Below are 22,356 nucleotides of genomic sequence, written 5' to 3' on the forward strand. Positions count from 1 at the left end.
GTAAATAATTATTTCAATTTTATGTTAGGGTTATCTTCATAAGCAGCATCTAAGTGAACTAGCCTGTCTAATAATACTGAAAAAAGTTCAAATAAATCTAAGAGTACTTTCTTTTCTTTAATTACTCCTATGGTTTCAAAATAAATAACATCTACATTCTCAGGATATTTGGTAGAAGCACCCCAACCTTCATTGTCTTTAATTTCAATATGTACTTTTAGTAAAGTATAAAAAAGCTTTTTGAGTGTCATATCATTCAAGAGCTCTCTAATTTTAACTTCATTATTTCCTTGAATAATAAATAGCTCATTAAACTTTTTATCCATTATTTGGATGTCTTGCATGCCAAAAAACTTACCAATACTACTAAAAAAACTTTCTTTATAAATTTTGAATTTTAATTGGTCTTTATTGAGAAATGGAACTCGTATTCTAGTATAGGTAACAGGATTATTCCCCATTTGCCTTGTAAAAGTATCTAATACAATTTCCCATTCGTTATGTTTAAAAGCTACAGCATCTTTTTTCCAAAAACCATTATCAATGTAGTCTCCATCTATTTCCGTAGCAATTTGTTGCCAGATTTGATTTTTAGAATCTCCAAAAATGCTTTTTAGTAGTTTCATGTATATAAATTTAGAAAGTTATATGGTATAGGTATATACTAAGTACAGAATGTTACGGGGCAAGTTTACTTTTTTCTTTTAAATTAAAAATGCCCTTTTATTACAAAGGGCATTTTAGCTTCTATAAATTTTTAATTTTCTGCTATAGTACTTCTATGCTAAATGCAGCTTCAATATCTGTCTCGCCACCAGCATCAGCTAATCCGTTATTAGGCTTTGTTGGTAAATGACGTAAAGTAAAAGTTAATGTTCCAGAACCAGCAGCTCCTGGTGTAAGGGTAAACTCAGTACCTAATGGATTATTATTTGCATCAAAATTAGAATAAGTTGTAGCGATATCTAAACCAGTACCAACGGTATAGAAAAATTGGTGCTCATCATCTTCTTCTTCTACTTCTAAAGTTATGTTTTCAGCAGGAGTTTCTGTTTCATTTAGTAAAACAATTGCACCATTATAAGTAACACCATTTGTTAAATCTCCAGAAATGGTAACTACAGGGTCATTAGGGCCATCGCCATCTAAATCGCGCGTTTGTAGGGTAATAGCGTTTCCGCCTCCTTCAGGAGTTAAGGTTACGGTTAACGTGGTTATTACTTCATCTTCATTGATCAATTCTGGAGTGTTATCATCATCATCAGAACAGGATACAAATAAAAGTGTTGTTAAAAAGATTGCGTTTAAAAGTTTTAAATTTTTCATGATATTTGTTTTAATAATTAATTTTTAGATTTAATAAAAAGTTTCTGCCCAAATCATCTGCATAAAATCGCAAACGATTTAGGTAATTTCTATAAGAGGTATTTAATATATTCGTAATATTAAGCCCCAACTTAATAGTGTTACTTAGGTTAATTTCAGAATTAAAATGTAATAAATGATAAGCATTTGGTGGGGTGCTTACATCTAATAAAACCATAGTTTCTGTGATTGGATTAAAAGCTTCAAAATTGGTATCAGGGAATTCGTTTTGCTGAAAGAAAAACTCACTCTGTAATGCTAGTCTTAAACCATTTAATTTTGGATTTTGATAAACAATCTCGTTTCTGGTGTTTACTGGTGGCATATTAATCAGTGCTTCATCATTTACCTGGTCATAGCCTTTAATCAAAGAAAATTGATGCAGAAATTTAAAATGTTCTGCAAAAGCATAAGAGGCATCTATATCTACACCCAGTAATTGTGCGTCGGTTTGCCGGTATTCCCAAACTTGAAAATTACCTCTTATGGTTTGCTGAATCCCTGTTGGTTCTATCACAATAAAATTGTCAATGAAATCAATATAAGGATGTACAGCCAATTGAAATTTATCGCCTTTATGCTCCAGGCTTACTGCAAGCTTATGTGCCTTTTCGGAAGTAAACCGTAAATCACCTAATTCTATTCTGGCAGCTGATTGATGCAAGCCTTCACTAAAAAGTTCGGAAGGATTTGGTGCACGTGATGCTAAAGAATAGTTGAAAAACAGGCTATTTTTCTGTCCAAAATTATAGGTAAGTCCTGCTGTTGCAGACACATTGTTAAACGTTAATTGTGGATTTGTTAAAATCTGGTTTGCAGACTCTTCAATAACAATTTCTGGAAAAAGCTGATCGTAATTGCGCGATTCCCAAAAAGAAGTGCCATAGAATTTAAAAACATCTAATTTAGTATAATCAAAACGACCTCCCATTTCTAATAAAAGTTTTTCGTTGGGTCTATAATTTAGAATTCCGTAAAGCCCTAAATCATATTTATCATAATCAGGAATTAATCTACGTACTCCTGTACTAGGATCTGCAAAATTATTCTGATAGCGAAACATGGTACCTGCTTTTAGGCTTACCGCATCTAAAAGAGTTGTTGTAAGATCTAAAAAAAGTGAATGTGTTTTTAATTCTAAGTCTAAAGAAGCTCTATTATCATCTCCGCGCCTAATATCGAACTCTAATCGGTTATTTTGCTGAAAATCATATTGGAGACTTATTTTACCGATACCTTTAAATGTTTTAAAGGCTTTTAAGCGCGCTAAATGATGTGTTACATCTTGTCTTGGAGAATTAATAGCATATGTAAAATCTTCAATAATTAGTGGAACATCACTAGAAAGCGCACGGATAAGATCTGGTGCACCACCTAAATGAGATGCACTAAGAATACCTATCTCATTCTTAAATAAAGAATAGTAACCTTCAAAACCATAATTAAAACGGTTTAATCCAAAACTGAATGAAGCACTTTGCTGAGAATTACCTGTATTGCTTAGCACATAATCTGGAGCTTCAAAATCTCCAAAACGCTTTACCGTTCCTTGTAAGGTTCCAAACCAACCATTCTGATAACTTTTGGTTAGCTGAGAGGTTAGTGAAGCGCCACGACCATTAGAAGCACCTGTAAATAAGGTTTTCCCATACAACGTGTCTTTTACTGGAATTTTTGCAGCTTCAGCAATGATAATGCCACCAACAGCATCACCGCTAAATTGCAAAGCTCCTGCTCCTTTAATTAAAGTAATATTTCCTGCAGAATTAATATCTATATTAGGAGCGTGTTCTGCTCCCCACTCCTGATCTTGCATCCGTACCCCATTATTTATAATGACCACTCTGCTACTGTGTAAACCATGTATTAATGGTTTAACTACTGTATTACCGGTATTAAGAGAAGAAACGCCAGAGATATTATTTAATGCATCTCCTAGAGAGCCACTGCTATAACGCTCTATATCTATTTCGGAAATTCTACTTTCGCTAGCTGTATTTACTTTAGAGCTATACGCTTTTCCACTAATAATCACTTCGTTTAGTTCATCTAAATGATGCTCTAAACTAAAGGTTTTAGTAGTGTTTCCATTTAACTTAACAATAAATCCTTGGGTAAGGCAGTATGGATGTGATACTTGTATCGCATAGTTTTGATTGCATAAACCTGAGATGGTAAACTTGCCATCTACATCCGTTACGGTTGCTTTTTCTATACCAGCAACAATAATTGTTGCTCCACTAAGTACTACACCATCATGGAGGTCTATTACCTTTCCTGATAGGGTATTATTGCAATTTTGAGAAATAATTGATGTACTGCATAATAACAGCAACAACAACATAAATGCGCGCATATAAATTCTTGATTAGGATAAAATATTTTTAACTAAGCAAGAAAAGAAGGTGGGCCCCGCAATTGTGTACTCTTTTTTATAAAAGAGGTGAAAAGAAGATCGTAAAAAGATTTTTTTAACTTTAAAGGGGTATGAGGTGCTAAAAAAGTAGGATACTCTGCAACATCATAATTATATGAAGTGATCTGAAAATCACAAATAGTACAATCTGATACGTCTTCATGAACATGCGTATTTACTTTTTTGCAAGGAATATGCTCATGTCCTTCTAAGATATGAGAAAACTGAATAGTGGTCGGTAATAAAATTACCAACAACAATACAAAAGGTAGTATTATTTGCGCTATTTGTTTTCTTAAAATCATTAATCTTATTAAGAATCTAATGAGCAAAGATAAAGAACTATTTTATAAAGCGAAATTTGAGTATCAGTATTATAAATAATTTAATATTTAAGGTGTTAATAACAGAATAGCTTACTAATAAACAAAAAATTATATCAGCTCTATATTAGAATAAAGATTTTACTACCGCTATTTTCTAAATAAAAGTAAGGCTAGGCCAGTAGCAAAAAGTATACAAAAACAGTAATTAACACTTTTTATTTTTTAATATAATTTGCTTTGGTGTTGTAATACGCTTGTAGCACAAAAAACGCTTGCTTTTTCATCCCCTGTTCAGAAATTAGACCTTTTCTATTAAAATCGTCTTGGATTCTTCTTAAGGGACGTCTGGCAGAACGAAAGTCCATCAAAATCCAAGGAGATACACCTGCTAAGAAGTCAATATTTTGCATCATTTCTATATTTGTATTATATACTTCTGCCTGATATTCTTCCGTCCAACGTTCATTTTTTTTGCCATGTAAACCATAAAGTGCTCCTCCACCAATCTCACTCATAATCATAGGTTTGTTATAAGCACTTGCCCATTTTATTTTGACGCAAGTTTCTGGAGCTCCGTAATACCAACCACAATAGTTGTTAATACCTATTACATCAACTACATTACCGAGTAAATCTTCAATTAAATTCCCATCATCACCTTGCCCTTGCGTATCTAATGCTGCTGTTATTAGTCTGCTAGTATCTAATTTCCGGGCTTGTGCTGCTAATTTTTTTATAAAGGCTAATCTTGCTTCCCCTTCGGGCGTTTCATTGGCCATAGACCATAATACAACTGCTGCTCGGTTTTTATCTCTAGAAATCATTTCTGTAAGCTGATTTTCTGCATTTGCATAGGTATTCTTATCATCAAACTGTATGGTCCAATACACGGGGATTTCAGACCAGATCATGAAACCCATTTTTTCGGCTTCGCGTACCATCACCTCACTGTGTGGGTAATGTGCCAAACGAATAAAATTACAGCCTAATTCTTTAGCCCATTCTAATAGTATTTTACATTCCTCTTTAGAAGTTATACGCCCTGTTTTAAAAGGGGCTTCTTCATGAATGCTTATTCCTTTTAAAAAAATTTCTTTTCCGTTTAATAATATTTTAGCGCCATCGGTAATAATGGTTCTAAAGCCAATAGCATCTGTTACTTTATCAGTAGCAGTTTTTATACTAATTTGATATGTTTTTGGATTTTTTGGTTCCCAAAGTTTGGGGTTGGCTTTCAAAGAAAAATTAGCGATTCCGTTTTTTAGTTTAGCATTCGCAGTTTTTTTTAATTCAGGGATACTCACACTTACAGCATCACCATCTGTAGCATTTGTTACCGATACCCATCCTTCAATTTTATTTGTGCTTCCCTTGGCTAATTGAATGGAATAATCGGTAATATGAGATTTAGGAGTGCTAATAAGATGTACGGGTCTTGTAATGCCGCCATAGTTCCACCAATCTTGGTTTACGGTAGGTACATTTTCTCTTTTTCGTTTATTATCTACTTTTACAACAACAAAATTACTCCCTTCTTTTAGTTTATCGGTAACTTCAAACTGAAATGGCGTATAACCACCAATATGTTTCCCAATACGTACTCCATTAAGGTATACAATAGCTTCGTAATTTACTGTTTCAAAATACAAAAAGGCAGCTTTGCTATCATTCTTGGTATACTTAAAGTCTTTTTTATACCAAACAGTTCCTTCATAATAATATAACTTTTCCATTTGTGTATTCCAATCTCCAGGAACCATTAATTGAAAGCTAGTATCAAAATTATATTCAATAAGATCGGAAGGATCTTTCATTTTGGCATTTTTAAAGTAGCCATTATCCTTTTCTTGTAATCTATGATTGTAATAGCCATTCTCTAAAGGATCAATAATAATATCCCACATACCATCTAAAGTAGTTTTTTCTCTGGAATCTATATTTTGTAAAAGTGGAGAAAACCCTTCTTTTTGTGCTGAGATTTTTAGACTTGAACTTAGCGCTATTACAATAAAAATATACCCAATGATTCTCATTTTTTAGATTTTGTTGATATTATTAATTTTGATCAAAAACGGCTTTGCCATAAACCGCATCTTTAAAGTTTTTATGCAAGCCTATTTGGTCAAAAGGAAATAATTGTACAAAAAGAACAGCGGTTAGCTCATTTTTAGGATCAACCCAAAATAAAGTGCTTGCGGCACCATCCCAGAAAAACTCACCTACAACGCCATGAATCTCTTTGGCCGTTGCAGGAGGTCTTAGACGAATAGCAAAATCAATTCCAAAACCAACTTGTCCTTTACTTGGTAACCAAGAACGTTCTTTTATCGTTTCAGATAAATGATTGGTAGTCATTAATGTTACCGTTTCTGGTTGTAGAATAGTAATGCCATTGAGTGTGCCTTTATTGACTAACATCCGCGCAAAGGTCATATAATCATCTAAAGTAGAAGTTAATCCCCAACCGCCTGGTGTTAAAGGCCATTTGTTGGTGTTAAAACGGGTACGTTCATCTGAAGCTCTGGTCAATCCACTATCATTTAATACATAGGAAGCTGCCAAACGCTTTCTGTCTTCTTCAGGAACAAAGTAACGGGTTTCTTCCATACCTAAGGGTTTAAAAATATGTTCTTGAATATAGCTGCCAAAAGATTGTCCGGAAAGACGCTCTACTAATAAAGCTTGTACATCTACAGATGGGCCGTATTCCCATTTTTCTCCAGGTTGATACCACAGCGGTATACTTCCAAACTTCTTAGCTTGTTCCGCAAGTGTAATATTAAATCTTCTGATATTTAGCGCATTCATTTGAGCACTTAAACCAGGAACATTACCATTATTAATGAAGCCAGCGGTGTGCCTTGTTAAATCTCTAATAGAAATAGGTCTTTTTGCAGGCTCAGTAAGGACATTTCCATCAGCATCAACACCCGTATATACTTGCATATTCTTAAACTCGGGCAAATAATTTTCTAAAGGATCATCTAATTTAAAAAGCCCTTTTTCGTAGAGTTGCATTAATGCTGTACCCGTAATAGGTTTGGTCATAGAATAAATCAATGCAATGGTTTTTCTATCCATTTGGGTTTTAGCTTCCCGATCTGCATAGCCAAAAGCGTTGCTATATACTTCTTCACCTTTTTCAAAAATTAAGGCAGATACCCCAGCAATTTTACCAGATGTAGTATAAGCCTCTAACGTAGAGTCTATTCTTTTTACAGCTAGCTCATGAACAATAGCTGAAGCTTCTTTTGTTTGGGGACTATTTTTTTTCTGGCTGTTACATGAGTTAAAAGCAATAAAGAAACTTGCTAGAATTAGGATGTGTTGTTTCATATAGAGTTACTTTTTAGCGAATTTAAGGATTACTAGTTGTTGTTTTAGATACGTATGTAGTGTTATTTATAGCAATGTTGTAAATGATCTTCCTTACATGTGTTATTTTGATAGTGATAGCTTTTATAAATAATCTATCTCAAAAGAAAGATTATTGAATTCTATGCTTGTTGGGTTTCCATTTTTCATTGGAACTTTTAAAAAACTTGGCATTTCCTGTATTATGGAATCAACTTGTTTTCTTATGATGTCAAAAGATTTAGCATCAATTTTTTCTTTTTTACTTCTATAGAAGTTATTTATGCTAGGTCCAAATAGTTTAAAAATATCTCCATTCTTATCTATTCCAATTTTTAAATGTAACCTATTTTTAAGTGATTTTTCTCTATTTTTACCTATTGAAATACTGGTTATTTTATAATCATTTGTTGAAACATTGTATATTTCGTAGGGGCCTTCGTCTTTCAAAACAGTTTTGTTTTCCCTTTTTAATCTATAAGATTTGCTTAAAGCATTAAATTCTGAAGCTATATGTTGTTCTATGTTAATTACATTTTGTTTTTGAATATCTTCAAAATTTTCGCAAGAAATACATTTTTTAAAAGAACCATTGGAAACCCATTTAAACTTATTATCTACAAGTATTTGCTTTTTTTTATTTACATTTCTTAAAACAGTTAATGAATATAGTTTATCAATTGATTTATTAATGTTTAAAGTATCTAAGATATTTTCTTTAACAATTTTTATAATATTTTTATTTAATTTTTTATTTGTTGTATTTGTCCAAATTTTTTCTACTTCTCCTTCTGAGTTAAAATTTAAAAAAACTTTTGTGTTAGGGTGTGCCTGATCAAAATTTGTTTTAGCTAACTCATTCTTATTTAATTCTTTTCTAAAAAGTTTAGTGTAAAGATTATTTTCTAGTTCACTAATTTCACTTGTTGTAAAAATCTCATTGATAAATAATTTTATTGTGGTGCCAGCATAGGACGCAAAGGCAATACCATTTCTATTTGCAGGTGATACAATCTGGTCTTGATATAAATAGAGTATTCTTTTTATTTCTTTTTCAATCTTACTAGAGTATGAATTTACCTTTATATCAAATGCTTCACCGTTTGTATAAATATTAGGGGAATAACTATGAATTTTTATGTCTGTAAATTGTCCAGTTTTTTCAATTTTGAAATTAATGTGAATACGTAATTCACCAATAATAGCTTCACTTTTTAATAATTTACTATCCATATTAGTAATGATGAAACTTTCTAAGTCATCTTCAAAACAATCATGCATGCTATTAAAAGTTTTTTCTGAACAGTTTTTAAAAATGGGAGGATAATCACTTACGATTATTGAACTGGCATTGATTATATTTCTATTCCCTTCTTTTGAGAATAGTTGAATATAGTTTCTTGCTTGTTTTAGGTTTTCTAGATTAGGAATTTCTTTACTTAAAAAGTCTTTGAGTGCATTTTGTATCTTCATACTTAACCCGATAGGTCTATTTTCTGAAATATTCCTAGTTCTAATTGGGTTTCCAAAATCATCTACTTCAACTTCTATTTTTTTATTTAGTTTAAAAATCTCTTTTCGTACAAAAACTCTAAAATTAGTAGGCTTTCCATAATTATTGATATCAAATCTAGCCCTGATACTATTTTTTAAATTAGGTAGTTTACCAAAGGATGTAAGTTGTGCTAATTCTTTCTCTGTGATATACCTTTTTAAGAGCTTAGATAGCTTATTATTAGGAGAAGGTCTATGATGAATAAGGTTAAAAGTCTTTTCTTCTTTCTCAGGACTCAACAATTTAAATTGTGCATAGGTTTTTAAATTTAAAAAAAGTAATAAGATCAGAATTTTTTTCATAAAGTACTTAAATCAATGATTTTACTAAGGTATGAATACTTTCAATAGCTTTAAAAAAGTACACTTCCAAATCCCCATCTTTTTCCCTACTTTTAGTACCGACTAATTTAAATTAAAAAGATGAAAACACTATGCTCTAAAATTGGCATGTTCTTACTGGTCCTTTGCCTTTTTCCAGAAACGACAACAGCACAAAAAAGAAAAAAGAAAAACACTGTAACAACTGCTTATCCAGAAGAACTGTATTCTAGTTTAGAATACCGATTAATAGGTCCTTTTAGAGGTGGGCGTTCTGCTGCGGTTACTGGTGTGCCAGGAGAACCCAATCTCTTTTACTTTGGTGCTACTGGTGGGGGTGTTTGGAAAACTACCGATGGTGGTAGAACATGGGGAAATATTTCTGATGGCTTTTTTGGGGGTAGTATAGGTGCTATTGAAGTTTCTAAAAGCGACCCGAATGTAATTTATGTTGGGGGAGGTGAAAAAACCTTGCGTGGGAATGTATCATCAGGTTATGGTATTTGGAAAACAGAAGACGCAGGAAAAACATGGACATCCGTAGGACTAAAAAATAGCCGGCATGTGCCTAGAATTCGCATTCACCCAACCAATCATAACATCGTATATGCAGCAGTTTTAGGAAATATTTATAAACCTACGCAAGAACGTGGGGTGTATAAAAGCATAGATGGAGGTAAAACATGGAAGAAAACCTTATTTGCGAATAACCAGGCGGGAGCTGTAGATTTAGTTATGGACCCAAACAATCCTAGAATTTTATATGCTTCTACATGGCGCGCAAAACGTACGCCCTATAGCTTAAGTAGCGGTGGTGATGGCTCTGCCTTATGGAAAAGTACAGATAGTGGAGAAAGTTGGACAGAAATTTCTACAAACAAAGGTTTTCCTAAAGATACTTTAGGGATTATTGGCGTTACCGTTTCCCCTAAAAATTCCGAGCGCATATGGGCTATTGTAGAAAATAAAGAAAAAGGCGGATTGTACCGTTCCTATGATGGCGGCAAAGAATGGACACAAGTAAATAGTGAGCGTAAATTGCGTCAGCGTGCCTGGTATTACACGCGTTTGTATGCTGATACCGAAGATGAGAATACGGTTTATGTTTTAAACGTACGTTACCATAAATCTACCGATGGTGGAAAAAGCTTTAACACCTTTAATGCGCCACACGGAGACCATCACGATCTTTGGATTTCACCTGAAAATGCAAAGCGAATGATTATTGGAGATGATGGTGGTGCGCAAGTTACTTATGACGGAGGCGAAACTTGGAGTACCTATTACAACCAACCTACCTCACAATTTTATAGGGTTACCACAGATAATGCATTCCCATACCGTATTTATGTAGCGCAGCAAGATAATTCTACCATGCGGATTAAGCATAGAAGTGATGGTTTTTCCATCACTGATAAAGATTGGGAACCTACAGCAGGAGGAGAGTCGGCTCATATTGCGGTAGATCCAACAAATAATGATATTGTATATGGTGGTAGTTATGATGGTTTTTTAACTCGAAAAAACCATAAAACAGGAACAACAAGAGGTATTAATGTATGGCCAGACAACCCGATGGGGCATGGAGCAGAAGGAATGAAATATCGTTTTCAATGGAATTTCCCCATTATTTTTAGTCGGCATAACCCTAAGAAATTATATACCTTTTCTAACCATGTTCATGTAACCGAAAACGAAGGGCAAAGTTGGACATTATTGAGTGATGATTTGACTCGTAATGATCCTAAAAAAATAGTGTCTAGTGGTGGGCCAATTACGCAAGATAATACGAGTGTAGAATATTACTGTACCATTTTTGCAGCAAATGAAAGTCCGCTTAAAGAAGGTTTGTTATGGGTGGGTAGCGATGATGGTTTAGTACATATTACAAAAAACGGAGGAAGTACCTGGGAAAATATAACGCCCAGTATAATGCCAGAATGGAGTATGATTAATAGTATAGAACCTTCCGCTTTTGATGAAGGGACTTGTTACGTAGCAGCTACACGATATAAGCTGGGAGATTTTACGCCCTATTTATATAAAACAACAGACTACGGAAAGACTTGGAAAAAAATAACAAACGGTATAAATAAAGAACATTTTACGCGAGTAGTTCGCGAAGACCCTAAAAGAAAGGGCTTACTGTATGCAGGTACAGAAACAGGAATGTATATTTCTTTTGATGATGGCGCCAATTGGAATCCGTTTCAGTTAAATTTACCTATAGTTCCTATAACAGATTTAACCCTAAAAGAAAACAATTTAATAGTAGCAACACAAGGAAGAAGTTTATGGATTATAGATGATTTAACCGTGCTGCACCAACAAGGAGAAAATACCAAAACAAACGGTATAATTTTGTATCAGCCTAAAGATTCATACCGAACAAAAGGAGGAGCTAGAAAAGAACCATCAAAGTTAGAAGGGCAAAATCATCCTAATGGAGTAATTACACATTTCTATTTAAAAGACCTAACAGAAAAAGATACAATTGCCTTAACCTACACAACAGTGCAAGGTGATACTTTAGCAAAATATACCAATCATTCTAAGAAAAAAGATAAAAAATTAGAAGTCAAAAAGGGAGGTAATACTTTTGTGTGGAACACCCGTGGAAAAGGAGCAGAAAAATTAGACGGAATGATTTTATGGTGGGCTAATTTAAATGGTGCCAAAGCAGTTCCGGGGAAGTATAAAGTACACTTAAATGTTAATGGCGTTTCTACGGCAGAAACGTTTACAATTCTTCCAGATCCCAGAGCTGAGGTTTCTGTTGCAGACATGCAAAAGCAATTTAATTTTATAACTGATATTAATACCACTATAGATAAAGCGCATCAATCTATAAAAAAGATAAAAAAGATAACAGCACAATTAGATGCTTTTACAAAACAATATAAAGACAATACACAGACTACAGCTTTAGTAGAAAAGGCCAAAGCGATGAAGGAGCAATTTGGAGAAGTAGAAAAAGCCTTGTATCAAACCAAAAATAGGAGTAATCAAGATCCTTTAAATTTCCCAATAAAACTTACGAATAAATTAGGACATTTAAATAGTTTGGTAGCTATAGACGACTTTCCACCAACGGAGCAAGATATTGCAGTTAAAAATGAGTTGACTGCAGCCATTAGCCTTCAGCTAGATGCTTTTAATGCTTTAATTGCCAAAGAAATTGAGCAATTTAATGCAGCGTTTAATACTTTAAAACTAGAGTATTTGTTTGTGGAGGAATAAGAATTAAAGATCTTATGAGATATTGTTTCAAATTTGAAGACACCAATACTTTATACTCTACTGTGCAAAGTCTATGACTTAGTGCTGTATTGAGTAAGAAATAAAAAACCACAACATTAAAGTTGTGGTTTTTTATGCGTATATTTTTTTAATTTTAAAATATCAAGTTGTAGATCAGCTATAAAAAGAAAATACTTAAAAGAGGTTTTCTGCCTAATTCTGATCCCTATCTTTGCATTTAAAATGTATTATATAAACCATAATGGCAGAGTATTACCAACATATAAAAGCATTGCATCTTATTTTTGTAATCACTTGGTTTGCAGGACTTTTTTATATTCCGCGTTTATTTATTTACCATATAGAAGCTTCACAAAAACCTTCGCCAGACAAAGAAATACTTAGTGCACAATTAAAACTAATGGCCAAAAGACTATGGTATATTATTACATGGCCTTCTGCTATTTTAGCAACTTTTTTTGCACTAGCGTTACTATATATAAACCCTTCTTTAGTAAAGTTAACATGGATGCAGGTAAAATTAGGCTTTGTAGGGCTTCTAATCTTATATCATCTTAGAAATCATCTTATTTTTAAGCAATTGCAGCAAGATATTGTGAAGTATAGCTCTAGATACATGCGCATTTGGAACGAAGTTGCCAGTATTATCCTCTTTGCGGTAATCTTTTTAGTAATACTCAAAAGAAATACTATTGACTGGTTATACGGCGTACTGAGTATTTTTTCTTTGGCTATTGTATTGATGCTAGGCATTCGATTATATAAAAAGATAAGAGCTAAAAATCCCAATGCTTAGAAATTTAGAGTATATAGAAGTCTACAATTGGCCTGATAATTGTTATCTTTAATTCTAAATTAAGCACTTTTGTTTCAGAAATTTTCACTCCGTTCTCGCATTTTTGTTTCCATGATTTTATTGGTAATTATTGCATCTGTATTAATTGCAGGGGTAACCATTTATCAATACGGAGAACAATCTAAAGATTATCATGAGTATAAGCTTGAGCGCAAAGAACAACAGATAAAAAAGAATATAGAATATACCTTAGAAAGAACAACCTACCCAGAAACAACGGAAAATCTAAGGCTAATTTTTAAAGACGAAATTTATGAGATTGCAAATGTCTTAAATGTAAATTTTAATATTTATGATTTAGAGGGGCAGCTAATTAAAAGTTCTAGGCCAAAATTTACAAACGATTCTATTTCAAGATGCCTGCCACCAGAAGTGTTGAATAATTTAGAATCTAGTTTAGATAAACGATTCTTAGAACAAAAATCTACTGCAGGAGATAAATACCAAGCTTCCTATACTTATATTACAGATAGTAAGTTTAAACCCATAGGGATCCTAAACCTTCCTTATTTTGAGGATAATTCTTTTAACGAAAAAGAACTAGGGGAATTTTTATGGCGTTTAGGGGGTGTTTACCTTTTAATGCTTCTTATTGCAATTGCACTGGCTTATGTAATTTCTAAATACATAACCCGCTCATTACAGACCATTTCCGATAAGATGAACCAGACCGATTTAACCAAACGAAACCAGAAAATTAGTATTGAAAACCCAAGTGAAGAAATTGGAAAACTGATTGATGCTTACAATGATATGATTGATGAGTTAGAAGCAAGTGCAGTAAAATTAGCACGGAGTGAGCGCGAACAGGCGTGGCGAGAAATGGCAAAGCAAGTAGCGCATGAAATTAAAAACCCACTTACTCCTATGCGGCTAAGCGTACAAAGTTTTGAGCGTAAATTTGATACTACAGACCCTAATATTAAAACGAAAGTAGCAGAGTATTCTAATACCTTAATCCAACAGATAGATACAATGAGTAGTATTGCGTCTGCGTTCTCTAATTTTGCTGAAATGCCGGCACAACAAAAAGAAACTCTTAATGTGGTGAAAATTGTAAAGTTAGGTATTGATATTTTTAATGAAAATTACATCCATTTTATTGCAGACGAAGAAGAGATTATCGCTAGATTAGACCGTACGCAATTAATCCGCGTAGTAACAAATTTGGTAAAAAATGCCATACAAGCGGTTCCAGAAGTACCCTCGCCAAAAATCCTAGTGACCATAACCTCAGAAGGGGATGATGTTAAAATAGCTGTGGCAGACAATGGAGTAGGGATAACAGATGAAAACAAAGACAAAATATTTGAACCCAAATTTACTACTAAAACAAGCGGAATGGGATTAGGTTTGGGAATGGTGAAAGCTATTGTAGAAAATTATAAGGGTAGCATTACATTTACGTCTCAGCCAGGAAAAGGTACTGTATTTACGGTTTTATTTCCTAAAGCTGAAAAATAAGAATTGCATAAAAAGTTCAAAAAATAGGTTATAACTTTAAAATATAAAATTAGATTATAAATGGAGTTTACTAATTTACTAATTACCAATGAGGGTCATTTGGCTACAATTACTATAAATAGGCCTAAAAAATTAAATGCCTTAAATCGTGAAACCATACAAGAGCTTCATGAAGCCTTTACTCATTTAGATACTGATGCAGGAGTTAAAGTTATTGTAATTACAGGCAGTGGTGAAAAAGCTTTTGTAGCTGGGGCGGATATTGCTGAGTTTTCGGATTTTTCTGTAAATGAAGGGGCTCAACTGGCAGCAAAAGGGCAAGAACTGCTATTTAACTTTGTAGAAAACCTTCCTACACCCGTTATTGCTGCTGTAAATGGTTTTGCTTTAGGAGGCGGATTGGAATTGGCTATGGCTTGTCATTTTAGAATAGCTAGTGATACCGCAAAAATGGGACTTCCAGAAGTTTCTCTAGGAGTGATTCCTGGCTATGGTGGTACGCAGCGCCTACCACAATTGGTTGGTAAAGGTATTGCTATGGAAATGGTAATGACAGCTGGGATGATAACTGCTGAAAGAGCACTATCGCATGGATTGGTGAATTATGTGGTGCCACAAGAAGAATTATTGCCTTTAGCGTATAAATTAGCAGGCAGGATATCGAATAATTCGGCTTCTGCTATAAATTATGCAATAAAATCTATAAATGCTGGTTTTAACAATACTGTAAATGGTTATCAAACCGAAATAGAAGCTTTTGGAAATTGCTTTGGAACCGCAGATTTTAAAGAAGGAACAACAGCTTTTTTAGAAAAACGAAAAGCCAATTTTCAGTAAAAACCATAGTATATAGCTATTAAAACCTACTTTTATGACTACTAAAAACATACTACTTCTAGCATTTGTAATGCTTTTTAGCCTAGCAAAAGCACAAGAAATTCCAATTTCATATAAAATAGGAGAAAAATACAAAGACCGTTATAAATACTCTAATGTTTTAACTATTGAGAAAGATGATAATGGCGGTACTGTTATTGTTAGAGCCTATTATGGAGGCGTTTTTATTAAACCCAAAGGCTACTATATAGAACATTATAATAAAGATTTAGAACTTATAAACGATTATAATTATAAGTTAAAAGGCGCTAATTATGTAGATGCATTTGTAAAAAATGGACAAGTAAACTTACTTTTCTTAGAGTATAATTATTTTAAATCTAGTTATGAATATGTAGTACATACCAGCCCCTGTACCGAATTTAATTTTACACAGAAAAAAATATTAAGCATCGCTTCTGTAGAAGTAAACGAACCTATAGATCGTAATTATTACAATAGAAATTTTGGATCTGGTTTTTCTACTACCGTACTTTTTAATAAAGAACGTTCTGCTTTTACCATCAGTGCACACTTTAAAAAAGGAAAGAGCAATCAGCACTTTATTCATGTTTTTGATGCCTCTTTAAAGGAAATTATGCGTCAAGATTTTTCTAAAGAAGTAGAAACAAAAAACTATGCTTTTGAGAATTTAGCCATGTCTAAAGATCAAAAAGAAATTTATATTACAGCAAAAGCCTACTTTAAACAAAAAAGGTTTAAAACGGGTGAGCGTAGATTTCAGTATGAGTTGATAAAAGTAACAAATGATGGTATACAAACTCAGATTTTTGCAGATCCAGGAAAAATTCCTGAAGCATTAACGCCTTTGGTCTATGATGATAATACATTAGTTTGCCTTGGTTTTTTTGCAAACCGAAAAGATAACCGTTATAATGGTATTGTATATTTTAGTATGAACAGGAATTCTTTTACCATTAATGATAAAAAATATCACGACTTTTCCAATCAATTTATGATAGATAAATTTGGGAGTGATGAAGATAAAGAAATTAAAAACCTCATTTTTAAAGGAGTTGAGGTGAATGAAAATAAAGAAATTCTGTTTAATGCCGAAGAGTATTTTGCAACTTCTAGTTTCCAAACAGACCCTTCTGGAGCTCGAGTAAAGATTTTTAGATACCATTATAATGATATTGTAAGCGCAAAATTAAGCGCTACTGGAGATTTAGATTGGGTACGTAATATTAATAAATCTGAAGTAACTCAAGGAGATGCAGCATATACGTCTTACAGTACTTATAACAAAGGTGGTAATACCTATTTTTTTATTAGTACTGCTAGTGAAGAGCCGCAACAAATTAGTGGAGAACGTATTGTATTTAGACAAGGTTTTAGTAGAAATAGAAACGTTTTTGTTTTACAGTTAGATAAAGACGGGCAAATGATCTATAAGAAGCTAATTGACGATAAAGAATCTCGCCTTCCTCTAATGGTTTCTATACCCTTAATAGACAAAGCCAATGATTATTTATTGTTTTACGCTAAAAGAGGCTCTGGTAAGCAACTGGTAAAAGTATCTTTCTAAGCAAATAAACAATATAAGACTTATCGTAAACATGAGGAAAGTAATTTTAGCAATACTAAGCTGTATTATTGTTTTAGTTTCTTGTAAAGAAGACAATACAACCAAGGAAAGTACAGAAAGTAAAAAAAAAGTATTGCCATCTGCCAAGATATTAAACAGTGTTATTTCAAAATTTCAGGAGTGCAAGCAAGCAAGTGCTGAAAGATTAACCTGTAGAAATGCGTTTACCAAGTTTATAAGTGAAACCTATGAATTAGAGGAGTTTAAAAATGCTAACGGAGAGTACAAAATTTATGATAGCATTCAATCTATAGTTATTAGAAACAAATCTTGGGAAAAATTAGGTGTGGCAACCAACCAAGATAATATAGATAAAGCAGTTACACATGCTAAAAAAGGTGCTTTGGTTTTGGTTATTGATACTTCTAACACCTATGGACATGTAGTGGCTTTGCAGGCTGGAGATACTCAAAAATCTGGCTCTTGGGGATTACACTTGCCTCAGGTATTTTCACTAGTAAATCATAAACCAGAAAAATCTTTTCAAGGAAAGTCTTTAGCCTATGCCTTTAAAAAAAGTGATGCTTTAGAAATATATCTAAGGAAATAACGATTTCTTGTTAAAGCCTTTAACAAATTACTCTACTTATCTTTTAAGAGTTATAAACTGTTAAAAGAGTATAAATATATTTTATTAACAGTCTTTAAAAGGATTTATTCCATAAATTTGGATTAAATCCAATAAATGAAATCTAAAAACTATATAAAAGGGCGAGGAGCACAACAAAATACACCTAATAAATTTCTAGAACATTTATATGAAACTAGAGCAGATTTTTTAGAGTTTTGCCGTATAGAAGGCGAAATTGCAGATAAAAACAAAACGCAATACATTCCTATTTTTCCAAAAACTATTGTAAATAAAGTTACAAGTCCGGATATTGGAATGGGTTTTTCTATGAACCCGTACCAAGGTTGTGAGCATGGATGTATTTATTGCTATGCCCGTAATACACATGAATTTTGGGGTTATAGTGCTGGCTTAGATTTTGAACGAAAAATATTAATTAAAAAAACAGCTCCGCAATTATTAGAAGCCAAATTAAAAAGTAAAAAATGGGTGGCAAATACCATAGTACTATCAGGTAATACAGATTGTTATCAACCTGCTGAGCAAGAGTTTAAAATTACAAGAGCCTGTTTAGAAGTCTTTTTAAAATACAAACATCCCGTAGGGATTATTACTAAAAATGCATTAATTTTAAGAGATTTAGACCTTTTAAAAGCACTTACAAAAGACGGACTAATTGGTGTAAATGTATCCGTAACATCACTTTCTGAAGAAACCAGAAGAATCCTAGAACCAAGAACTACAACGATTAAAAAACGTTTGGAAACTATACGAATCTTATCAGAAAATAAAATTCCAGTAAATGCTATGTTAGCCCCAATAATACCGGGGATTAATAGTCATGAGATTTTAAATTTAGCCAAAGCAGTATCCAATAATGGAGCCTTGTCTTTTGCTTTCACAGTTGTTCGTTTAAATGGTGCCATAGGACAAGTTTTTACCGATTGGATTAAAAAAACACTACCAGATAAAGCCGATAAGGTTTTAAACCAAATAGCCGACTGCCATGATGGGAACTTAAATGATAGTAGATTTGGGATTAGAACTCGTGGAGAAGGTAAAATAGCAAGTTATATTCATGATACCGTACGTTTAGCAAGGCATACGTATTTTAAAGATAAAAACTTTCCCAAGCTAAATACTAAATTACACGAGCAATATAAAGATGGGCAAATGAAGTTGTTTTAAAGGTTTAAATATATTATTTCAGTAGATATTTATTTTCCAATAAAAATCAATATGTCAACGCATCTATTTTGTTTATGAGCTTGTTTAAAATGTAAACTATATGTATCAGAAGATTCACCTAGCCAAGTCATGTAAAATTTAGATTCATCAATTTTTTTCTTTAGATTAAGTGCATTATAGACTTCATATGCCCTTTTTTTAGAGAGCTTAAAGTTATTCTCTTTTGGGCCACTTGGAGAAGCAAACCCAAATATTTTAAGGTATGTAACATTAGAAGAAGATAATATTTCAGCAATTTCATCAATTGTTTTTTTACCTTTTTGGTTTAATTTATAGCTATTACTTCCAAAATAAATTGTCTTAACAATCATATCTTGACAGAAAATAAAGTTTACACAAAAATAAAATATTAAAAAGGCTATTAATTTTACAAATCTGTTCATTTTTAAAAATTAGAAGGCTTCCACTCATTATAAAACTGCTCTAAAAAAGTAAGCATAAATTGATGACGCTCTTCGGCTAATTTTCTACCCGTATCCGTGTTCATCTTTTCTTTAAGGAGCAGTAGTTTTTCATAAAAATGATTAATAGTAGGGGCAGTAGACTTTTTATACTCTTCTTTAGTCATATGTAGATTAGGCGGAATTTCCGGGTTATACAATTCCCTGTTTTTAAACCCGCCGTAATTAAAGGTACGGGCAATACCAATAGCACCAATAGCATCTAATCTGTCTGCATCTTGTACTACCGCTAATTCTTTAGAATAGAATTTTTTACCATTTACCTCTAGGCTGGCTTTAAAAGAAATATGGTTAATAATATGTACAACATGTTCTATGGTTGATTTATCTACAGCATTCGCTTCTAAAAATTCGGTAGCTAACTTAGGGCCAATCGTTTCGTCTCCATCATGGAATTTTGCATCAGCAATATCATGTAAAAGCGCCCCAAGCAGAACAATATTAAGATCTACAGCTTCTGTTTGCGCAATGTATTTTGCATTATTGTAAACACGTTCTATATGAAACCAATCATGACCACCTTCGGCACCTTTTAAAGTTTCTTTTACAAAGGCTATTGTTTTTTTAATAAGGATAGTAGTACTCATTATACTTTTATTCCTGCAGTAACTAATGCTTCTGCTTTTGCAATTAATTCGTCTGGATTTCCAGTATTTTCTATGGGTTGGTGTACATCAAAAGTCAACCTATTTCCAATACCATTAGGGAATTTTCCATATTTCAGCATTTTCCAAGAGTTATTGATGCTTATGGGTACAATTAATGCAGAAGGTGCAGTTTTTAGTAAAACTTTAAGCCCAGTGGGTTGAAATTTTTTTGGATGCCCCGTTCTACTGCGTGTTCCTTCTGGGAAAATTACTGCACTACGCTTATGTTTTTCAATATACTTCCCTAGCTTCATAATTTCTCCTAAAGCTTGCTTGCCATCTTTTCTATCTATTAAAACAGAGCCCCCATGTCTAAGGTTATATGAAACGCTAGGGTAGCCTTTCCCTAATTCTTTTTTACTGACAAATTTTGGATGATGTTTTCGCATCCACCATACTATAGGCGGAATATCGTGCATGCTTTGATGATTTAAAACTATAATTAGAGGTCTGTCTGTAGGTATTGTATGTGGGTTGTTAAATGAATAAGTAGTGCCCAGCCAATGCGTAGCTCTAATAAGAAACCAATTTAAAAAAGAAACACTTTTTTTATGTGCTTCGTAGCCAAATACATTAAGACAAAGCCATTGTATGGGATGAAAAATAACAAGAGATAGCCCAAAAGAGAATAGGTATAGAGCACTTAATGGATAGGCGAGTATTTTTTGCATTACTTCTCTTTTACGACTTTTAAAAGTGTTTCAACTAGTTTTTCCGGATTAGACCATTGCATGTTATGATCGCCTTCTATTTGCGTAACGGACCAGCCGTTTTCTTTGGCTCTTGCCGCTTGTGTTGCAAATCCGTCATCTTTAGGATTTGTACCTTTCTCTACTGTAAAAATATAACTAGTAGAAATTTTTAATCGATCTTTATTTTCGAGGACTATTTTGTCTGTCCATGTTTTTTTAGGATGTGGAACATCTTTTGGAGGTGGTGTCCCTTCCTTAACCCATGGTGGAACAATACCTCCGTTTACCTCTTTCATTTGTCCTCCACCCATAACACCTAGTATTGTTTCACCACTTTCATTATCTCTAGGAACAACAGCGTCTAAATAAATTAGTTTTTGTATTCTGTTAGGAATACTATTAGCTACTCCAGTAATAACAATTCCACCATAACTATGTCCTACTAGTATAACCTGATACAAATCTTCAAAAAGAATGGTATTTACAATATCATCTATATGTGTTTGTAAGCCTATGTTTGGAGAAGCTAAATGAGCCCTCTCTCCTTGCCCCGTTAAAGTAGGCCTGTATACCATAGCATTTTTACTGGTTAATAAAGAATCAACTGTTTTAAAAGCCCAACCGCCACCCCATGCGCCATGAACAATAACATAAATATCTTTTTTGCTAGCGATTTTAGGTTGCGATCTAAGCGCATTAAAAGCAAAAAAAGAAAAGAGTAAAATTAGAATACGATTGCTATGTGTCATGCTTACGTAATTTTAGAGGCGTATTTTATAGAACACTTTACAAAAATAAAAAACCACTTCATATAGAAGTGGTTTTAAATTTAATTTTTTAAGATAAAGTCATTAACAAAACTCGTTGTAAGCTTCCATTAAATTTTCTGCAATCATTTCTGCAGGTCTTCCTTCTATATGATGGCGTTCTATCATATGCACTAATTCCCCATCTTTAAACAATGCCATACTTGGAGAAGAAGGCGGAAAAGGAATCATTAAACTACGTGCTTTATCAACAGCTTCTGTATCTACACCAGCAAAAACAGTAACAATATGGTCTGGTTTTTTGCTGTTTGTTAAACTAAATTTTGCAGCAGGTCTTGCATTAGCGGCAGCACATCCGCAAACGGAATTTACAACTACTAATGTTGTGCCCTCAGCAGCAACTGCCTTTTCTACCGCTTCGGCTGTATGTAATTCTTGAAAACCAGCAGATGCTAGGTCTTCTCTCATTGGTTTTACTAATTCTGCAGGATACATATTCAATTTTTTTAAAATTCTTATAAGATAACAAATATAGCTAATTTGTTGTATATCTGTTTTAGATCTTAAC

General features: G+C 33.1%; 19 protein-coding genes. 7 read left to right on the forward strand and 12 right to left on the reverse strand.

The window, feature by feature from the left end:
• Positions 1–8: 8 nt before the first annotated feature.
• The 7 genes from ACZ451_RS06705 to ACZ451_RS06735 form a co-directional block, all read right to left on the reverse strand.
• Complete coding sequence (locus tag ACZ451_RS06705; protein WP_464216340.1) at positions 9–626, reverse strand: hypothetical protein; 618 nt, start codon at positions 624–626, stop codon at positions 9–11.
• Between the two features lie 142 nt (positions 627–768).
• Entirely contained in the window at positions 769–1,326 is a 558-nt protein-coding gene (locus ACZ451_RS06710; RefSeq protein ID WP_464216341.1) for a type 1 periplasmic binding fold superfamily protein, read from the reverse strand.
• A 10-nt stretch (positions 1,327–1,336) separates the two neighbouring features.
• On the reverse strand, positions 1,337–3,721 hold the full coding sequence (locus ACZ451_RS06715) for a TonB-dependent receptor (RefSeq protein WP_464216342.1): 2,385 nt from the start codon (positions 3,719–3,721) through the stop codon (positions 1,337–1,339).
• A gap of 32 nt (positions 3,722–3,753) precedes the next feature.
• Positions 3,754–4,086, reverse strand: a complete 333-nt coding sequence (locus ACZ451_RS06720; RefSeq protein ID WP_464216343.1) for a hypothetical protein — start codon at positions 4,084–4,086, stop codon at positions 3,754–3,756.
• Between the two features lie 236 nt (positions 4,087–4,322).
• Complete coding sequence (locus ACZ451_RS06725) at positions 4,323–6,140, reverse strand: glycoside hydrolase family 2 protein (RefSeq protein ID WP_464216344.1); 1,818 nt, start codon at positions 6,138–6,140, stop codon at positions 4,323–4,325.
• A 22-nt stretch (positions 6,141–6,162) separates the two neighbouring features.
• On the reverse strand, positions 6,163–7,443 hold the full coding sequence (locus ACZ451_RS06730; RefSeq protein WP_464216345.1) for a serine hydrolase domain-containing protein: 1,281 nt from the start codon (positions 7,441–7,443) through the stop codon (positions 6,163–6,165).
• A gap of 123 nt (positions 7,444–7,566) precedes the next feature.
• Positions 7,567–9,318, reverse strand: coding sequence for a hypothetical protein (locus tag ACZ451_RS06735; protein WP_464216346.1), 1,752 nt, complete (start codon positions 9,316–9,318; stop codon positions 7,567–7,569).
• 120 nt (positions 9,319–9,438) lie between these two features.
• Between ACZ451_RS06735 and ACZ451_RS06740 the strand changes: the two genes are divergently transcribed.
• The 7 genes from ACZ451_RS06740 to ACZ451_RS06770 all read left to right on the forward strand — a co-directional run bounded on the left by ACZ451_RS06740 (position 9,439) and on the right by ACZ451_RS06770 (position 19,161).
• Positions 9,439–12,576, forward strand: a complete 3,138-nt coding sequence (locus ACZ451_RS06740; protein WP_464216347.1) for a WD40/YVTN/BNR-like repeat-containing protein — start codon at positions 9,439–9,441, stop codon at positions 12,574–12,576.
• 262 nt (positions 12,577–12,838) lie between these two features.
• Entirely contained in the window at positions 12,839–13,393 is a 555-nt protein-coding gene (locus ACZ451_RS06745) for a CopD family protein (RefSeq protein ID WP_464216348.1), read from the forward strand.
• Between the two features lie 111 nt (positions 13,394–13,504).
• The gene (locus ACZ451_RS06750) at positions 13,505–14,917 is read left to right on the forward strand and encodes an ATP-binding protein (RefSeq protein ID WP_464216906.1); all 1,413 of its coding nucleotides are present in this window, start codon (positions 13,505–13,507) and stop codon (positions 14,915–14,917) included.
• A 60-nt stretch (positions 14,918–14,977) separates the two neighbouring features.
• Positions 14,978–15,754, forward strand: a complete 777-nt coding sequence (locus tag ACZ451_RS06755) for an enoyl-CoA hydratase/isomerase family protein (protein WP_464216349.1) — start codon at positions 14,978–14,980, stop codon at positions 15,752–15,754.
• A 34-nt stretch (positions 15,755–15,788) separates the two neighbouring features.
• The gene (locus ACZ451_RS06760; protein WP_464216350.1) at positions 15,789–17,342 is read left to right on the forward strand and encodes a hypothetical protein; all 1,554 of its coding nucleotides are present in this window, start codon (positions 15,789–15,791) and stop codon (positions 17,340–17,342) included.
• A 31-nt stretch (positions 17,343–17,373) separates the two neighbouring features.
• The gene (locus ACZ451_RS06765; protein WP_464216351.1) at positions 17,374–17,952 is read left to right on the forward strand and encodes a hypothetical protein; all 579 of its coding nucleotides are present in this window, start codon (positions 17,374–17,376) and stop codon (positions 17,950–17,952) included.
• Positions 17,953–18,087: 135 nt separating this feature from the next.
• Positions 18,088–19,161 carry a PA0069 family radical SAM protein gene (locus tag ACZ451_RS06770; RefSeq protein WP_464216352.1) on the forward strand — a complete coding sequence of 358 codons (1,074 nt, stop codon included), beginning with the start codon at positions 18,088–18,090 and terminating at the stop codon, positions 19,159–19,161.
• A 29-nt stretch (positions 19,162–19,190) separates the two neighbouring features.
• Here the strand turns inward: ACZ451_RS06770 and ACZ451_RS06775 are convergent, their stop codons facing one another.
• The 5 genes from ACZ451_RS06775 to ACZ451_RS06795 form a co-directional block, all read right to left on the reverse strand.
• Positions 19,191–19,532: an OmpA family protein gene (locus ACZ451_RS06775; protein WP_464216353.1), complete on the reverse strand. Its 342-nt coding sequence runs from the start codon at positions 19,530–19,532 to the stop codon at positions 19,191–19,193.
• A 74-nt stretch (positions 19,533–19,606) separates the two neighbouring features.
• Positions 19,607–20,269: an HD domain-containing protein gene (locus ACZ451_RS06780; RefSeq protein ID WP_464216354.1), complete on the reverse strand. Its 663-nt coding sequence runs from the start codon at positions 20,267–20,269 to the stop codon at positions 19,607–19,609.
• Positions 20,269–21,000, reverse strand: a complete 732-nt coding sequence (locus tag ACZ451_RS06785) for a lysophospholipid acyltransferase family protein (protein WP_464216355.1) — start codon at positions 20,998–21,000, stop codon at positions 20,269–20,271. The genes ACZ451_RS06780 and ACZ451_RS06785 overlap by 1 nt, the downstream gene beginning before the upstream one ends.
• Positions 21,000–21,770 carry an alpha/beta hydrolase gene (locus ACZ451_RS06790; RefSeq protein ID WP_464216356.1) on the reverse strand — a complete coding sequence of 257 codons (771 nt, stop codon included), beginning with the start codon at positions 21,768–21,770 and terminating at the stop codon, positions 21,000–21,002. The genes ACZ451_RS06785 and ACZ451_RS06790 overlap by 1 nt, the downstream gene beginning before the upstream one ends.
• 102 nt (positions 21,771–21,872) lie before the next feature.
• Positions 21,873–22,283: a BrxA/BrxB family bacilliredoxin gene (locus tag ACZ451_RS06795; protein ID WP_464216357.1), complete on the reverse strand. Its 411-nt coding sequence runs from the start codon at positions 22,281–22,283 to the stop codon at positions 21,873–21,875.
• Positions 22,284–22,356: the final 73 nt, after the last annotated feature.

The organism is Allocellulophaga tsushimaensis (genome assembly GCF_055383085.1).